At 40.2% G+C, this 664-nt stretch carries 1 pseudogene; it reads right to left on the minus strand.

The features are described from left to right. A pseudogene (locus tag R7190_RS27975) lies at positions 1–546 on the minus strand (GGDEF domain-containing protein); the annotation flags it as partial. Between the last annotated feature and the right edge of the window lie 118 nt (positions 547–664).

Consider the following 664-nt stretch of genomic DNA (forward strand, 5'->3'; position numbering starts at 1 on the left):
AATACCGAGAAAGCACACAATACCAACACAATACAAAACAAGAATAAACGGCAGCTTAGATACGCTAGGCACAATGAACAAAATGCCGCTGGTCCATTGCTCAAAGCCACCATCAACGTAATAAGCCAAGATGATGTAGGACCACAAGATGAACATCACCAGCATCAAAACATAGATGAACATGGCTTTTGAATCGAATCCATCTTTGTTGAACAGAAAGACCGTCAAAAAGGAGACAGGAAGCAGGGTAGCGAGAATAGTGAGTTCTAATAACGCGGTTCCGCTGTTTAGAGGGACTTGCAATCGATGCTGAATAACAAAGTATGCCACCAACAAGGATAAACAGACCATTGACTCTCTGCCTTGCTTAAAGGAGTAGCAAAGCACGAGCGCACAACCTAGCAAGATATAAGGTAGGTTTGCAGCAATACCCCAGTTGGATTGAGTCATCTGAATGATGTTGCCCATACCAACACTCACCATACCTAATAGTGCGATCGGGAATAAAAATCTAAAGCCTGATGACGTCATTAAAGATGAGGACATTTATTAAAAACTGCCTGCAAATAGTTGATTATATCTAGTATGTTACGTTAAGCATTCAATCAATACTGAGTAAGGTGAGTATTTGATTTTCCAGCTTTTTGATTTAAGAAGAATACGT

It is taken from the genome of Vibrio sp. 1078-1, assembly GCF_033340475.1.